Origin of the sequence: Verrucosispora sp. SN26_14.1 (assembly GCF_004307965.1) — a bacterium.
Taxonomy (GTDB): Bacteria; Actinomycetota; Actinomycetes; order Mycobacteriales; family Micromonosporaceae; genus Micromonospora.
This window is the reverse complement of record NZ_SISL01000514.1, coordinates 1-3,984: the sequence shown is the minus strand read 5'-3', so window position 1 is coordinate 3,984 and position 3,984 is coordinate 1. Positions and strand designations below refer to the sequence as shown.

Annotated in this window: 4 protein-coding genes; 1 reads left to right on the top strand and 3 read right to left on the bottom strand. The window is 70.6% G+C overall.

The annotated features are described in order from the left end of the window. Positions 1-3 precede the first annotated feature (3 nt). The 3 genes from EYA84_RS28150 to EYA84_RS28140 all read right to left on the bottom strand — a co-directional run bounded on the left by EYA84_RS28150 (position 4) and on the right by EYA84_RS28140 (position 3,104). Entirely contained in the window at positions 4-267 is a 264-nt protein-coding gene (locus EYA84_RS28150; protein WP_131056927.1) for a hypothetical protein, read from the bottom strand. Positions 268-442: 175 nt separating this feature from the next. Next, the gene (locus EYA84_RS28145) at positions 443-1,714 is read right to left on the bottom strand and encodes a cation:proton antiporter (RefSeq protein WP_131056926.1); all 1,272 of its coding nucleotides are present in this window, start codon (positions 1,712-1,714) and stop codon (positions 443-445) included. Between the two features lie 79 nt (positions 1,715-1,793). Beyond that, positions 1,794-3,104, bottom strand: coding sequence for an MFS transporter (locus EYA84_RS28140; RefSeq protein WP_131056924.1), 1,311 nt, complete (start codon positions 3,102-3,104; stop codon positions 1,794-1,796). Between the two features lie 489 nt (positions 3,105-3,593). Here EYA84_RS28140 and EYA84_RS28135 point away from each other — a divergent pair. Further along, positions 3,594-3,984, top strand: a 391-nt coding sequence (locus EYA84_RS28135) for a hypothetical protein (RefSeq protein ID WP_131056922.1), incomplete at its 3' end; no start/stop codon positions are given.

Sequence of the window (3,984 nt, the reverse complement as noted above, 5' to 3'; positions counted from 1 at the left end):
TCGTCAGAGTTGTATAAGAGACAGGCTGCCGGCGGCGCCGGTGACACCGCCGCCCCGGGAGCCGTCGACGCCGCGCTGCACGCTGGCGGAGAGGGTGGAACTGGGTACGGACCCGGAGTCCGCGACGGCGGCGTGCGCGCCGGACCGGGCGGTGGTGGTAGGTGCCGCGGTGGCCGGCGCGTCGGCGACCGCCGACGCCAGCACGGCGCTCAGACCGACGGCGAGCATGATCCGCAGTCGGGCGGTGATGGGCGGTGTGCGGGTCACGTGGGCCCTCCTCATCGAACGGTGACGCTGTCGATGGGGAAGCTATATCGGCCCGGATGATCCAGGCTCGTCTCTGTCTGTCCGTCGACACCGCTACGTTCGGTTTCGGACAGATCGCACACCGTGTCGGCGTGTCGGGCGACGCGCCGACACGGTGTGTCGTCGAGATCGGGCGCTACCGGGCCGGGGTGCCCGCCGGTTCCAGGTCCGGCGCGTGCGGCGGCGCGGTGTCCCGGCCGCTGGGCATCGGGTAGAGCAGTTGCAGCAGCGGCCCGGCCATCGCGGTCGTCACCAGGGCCATCACCACCATCGAGGAGTAGAGCTGGCCGTCGAGCATGCCGAGCTCCAGACCGACGGCGAGGATGATCAGCTCGGTCAGGCCACGCGTGTTCATCAGGACCGCGAGTGCGCCCGCCGGTCGCGGGGCCACCCCGCTGAGGCGGGCGGCGGCGAAGGCGCCGACGAACTTGCCGCCCACCGCGACCGTCAGGATGAGCCCCAGCTCGATCGCGTCACCGACGTCCATGGTGGACAGGTCGACCTTCAGGCCGGCGACCACGAAGAAGATCGGCAGCAGCAACATGCTGTTCAGGTGCGTGATGCGCTCGCTGACCAGGGCCGTGACGCCCTGTTCGGGCAGGACGGAGCGGGGCATCACCACGCCGAACAGGAAGGCGCCGAAGATGAAGTGCAGCCCGATCCAGTCGGTGAACGCCGCCGACAGCAGCAGCCCGACCAATGTGATCACCAACGCCGCCGGCCGGGGCGGACCGCCCTCGGTGCGTTCGGCCAGCAGCCGGGCCACCAGCGGTCGGACGACCAGGAACATGGCCAGCACGTACGGCACGAAGAGCAGCACCCAGACGGATCCGGCACCGGCCCCGGCAACCGCGACCACGACGGCGAGCAGCGTCCAGGCGAGCACGTCGTCGATGGCGGCACAGGCCAGCGCCACGCTGCCCAGCCAGGTGCGGCTCAGGCCCCGGTCGATGAGGATGCGGGCCAGCACCGGGAACGCGGTCACCGACATGGCCGCCCCCATGAACAGCACGAAGCCCAGCTTGCTGTCGGTGGGGTGCCGGGGGAACAGGTAGACGGCCAGTAGCGCGCCGAGCCCGAACGGCACGGCGATGGAGCCGGCGGCGACCGTGCCGGCCACCATCCGTCGTCCCCGCAGCAGGCCGGCGTTCAGCTCCGTCCCGACGGTGAACATGAACAGCACGACGCCGATCGTGGCCAGGGCGGTCAGGATCGGCCGGATGTCGGTCGGGAAGAGCGTGTCGGAGACGAGGCCGTTGAACAGCGTCGGGCCGAGCAGGATGCCCACCAGCACCTCACCGATCACGGGAGGTTGCCGCAACCGTCGGGCCACCGCGCCCGCCCCGAAGGCGAGCAGCGAGATCAGGGCCAGCGCGAGGAGGAGTGTCGGGACCTGATGCGAAGACATGGGCGTCTGTCTCCTGGTGAGAACGGCGGGTTGTCAGGCGCCGGGAGGAGGCGGTCCGGGCGGGAGCGGCGGGCGGTGCCTAGCGGTCCGAGGTCGGCGTCACGACCGGCTTGGCGGCGGCGGCCAGTACGTCGCCGGCCGGCACGTCGGTGAGCTGCGCGCCGTCGGGCTGCGTGTCGCCGGCCTGCGCGTCGGTGAGCTGCTCGTCGGAATCGGTGGGCTGCGCGGGCCGGGTGACCAGGTAGACGGCGGAGACGGTGACGGCGGCGGCCACGATGCCCAGCAGCAGCCGGTAGTCGAGCAGGGCGATGAGGGCCGCGCCGACGGCGATCGACAGGGTCTGCGGCACGGTCACCGCGAACTCGAAGGCCGCCGACGCGCGGCCGAGCAGGTGCTCCGGCGTACGGCGTTGCAGGGCGGTGGTGGCGCCGACGACGAGCCACGGGATGCAGAGGCCGAGCAGGGCCATCGCGGCGACCACCAGCGGCGTCACCTGGATCATCAGCAGCATGCTGGAGACGGCGACCATCGCCAGGCCGATGATCACGGTCATGCTCTCACTGGTCCGGCGCAGGACCGCACCCGCCGAGACCCCGCCGATGATGGTCCCGACCGCCTGCGCCGCGCCGAGTACGCCGAGGAACGTCGGCTCGCGGTCCAGCCCGGCGGTGACCACGGCCAGCCCGATCGCCTCGAAGAAGCCCAGCACGAGCATGGCCAGTCCACAGGAGACGACGAGCTGGCGCAGCGTCACGGTGCGGCCGATGAAGCGCAGCCCGGCGGTGATCTCGGTGCGCCAGGGTTCGCCGGACGGGACCGGCTTCGCCTCGTCCACCTTGATCGCGAGCAGGGCTCCGGCGGCCAGGACGAACAGTGCGGCGTCGATGAGGATGACCGCCTCCGGGCCGAACCAGGCGAACAGACCCGCGCCGACCACCGGTGCGAAGACCCGGATCAGGCCACGGACCGACTGGATGAGTCCGTTGGCGTCGCCCAGCAGGTCCTTCGACACGAGGGAGGGCAGCAGGGCGAGCTGGGCGGGACCGGTCACGCTGCCCAGCGCGCCGTAGGTGAACATCACCACGTAGACGAGCCAGACGTGGTGGGCGCCGCCGACCAGGAGCAGCAGCAGGACGACGGCGGCGAGGGCGAGGTTCGCGCCGATGAGCAGGGGGCGTCGGCGTACCCGGTCGGAGAGCAGCCCGGCGGCGGGCAGCAGAAGGCTGCCGGCGGCGAAGGAGAACATCACCAGGGCGGCGGCCGAGGTGCTGCCACTTATCGTCTTGACCCAGATCGTCATGGCGAGGAACAGCGCGAAGTCGCCGAGGTTCGACGCCGTGTCCGCCAATACGAAAAGCCGCATCCGTCGCGTGGCAAGAATCCGTGACATGTCCTTCTCCTTGATAAAGGGCGCGCCGACGCGGGTGCGGCCTAAAGGCTGCCCCCCAAGGGTCACACAAAAGACCTGCTGAAGGGGCGGATCCGTTTCCACTTGGCACAGTTCTGCCAGCGTGCCGCCGGCTGCTTCGTTGGCGGGTGCGCTCCGGAACTAGGCAAAAACGGCCCTAAGATGACGAGGTCCTCGGGGTATCTGACCCAATCTTCCATGGCATGTCCGATTGGTTCCCCCGGTCTCTGGCCGTTGACACCCCGATCCGGTCACTCCTAGCGTGCTGCCTCGTAACCCGGCGGGACCTGATCCAATTGCCGGACACGGACAGTAATTCAAGGATCACTCGTCCAGCACGAATGGGGTGGACGGCGGCGCGATGAATTGCTTTTCTCTGCCCCCGCCGGTATTAGGGAGTGCGCGATGACGCGATCGCTGGTGGCTTCGGGAAACGCCGCTGGGGCGAATGCGTCGGTCAATGTCGAGACGGTGGCGGCCAGTCTGCTGGTGCTCGCGCACGCCGGTGCCGCGCCGACCGTCACCGGTGAGCTGACCGACCCGGCGACCGGGCGGTCGGTGACCGTGTCGGCGCCGTGGCGCGCCCGCCGGTCCGTCCTCGAAGCACTCGTCGGAAAGCAGATCGCGCAGATCGGCAGCGACACCGCGATCCGGGTCGACCACGGCGACGGGCCGCACATCCTGGTCACCGGAGCGGACCTCACACCCTCGGCCGACGCGGCGCTGCTGGCCGGGCGCGTCGACCGGGTCCTCGCCACGGCGGACGACGTACCGGTCGGGGCCATCGACCTCTGCGGCGAGGATGACCTGCGGATCGTCGCCGCCGCCCACCGTCCGGGCCGCGGCCCCGGCGACCTGTCTC

Bases quoted from the DNA above. Each gene is read 5' to 3' on its own strand.
- EYA84_RS28145 (WP_131056926.1), bottom strand. From the start codon at position 1,714: ATGTCTTCGCATCAGGTCCCGACACTCCTCCTCGCGCTGGCCCTGATC.
- EYA84_RS28140 (WP_131056924.1), bottom strand. From the start codon at position 3,104: ATGTCACGGATTCTTGCCACGCGACGGATGCGGCTTTTCGTATTGGCG.